Genomic DNA, 240 nt, shown 5'->3' on the forward strand with positions numbered 1-240 from the left:
GCCCCGGTAAGCGCTACATTTGTTCCACATCTTATCCCCATGATCCGTGGTATTCATGCCACACTCTACGGCCAGCTCACCGAGTCGGCGCCGCCACTGGAAGAGATCCAGGCCGCATTCGAGGCCCGTTATGCCGATGAGCCTTTCGTGGACGTGATGCCGCTGGGGAGTCATCCCGAAACGCGCTTTGTGAAGGGCGCCAACATGTGTCGGCTGGCGCTGCACCAGCCCCGTGGTGAG

The 240-nt window shown here is 61.2% G+C and carries 1 pseudogene; it reads left to right on the forward strand.

From position 1 onward, the window contains the following. Positions 1–240, forward strand: a pseudogene (locus A3730_RS10155) (Asd/ArgC dimerization domain-containing protein); the annotation flags it as partial.

Source organism: Alcanivorax sp. HI0044, from assembly GCF_001634945.1.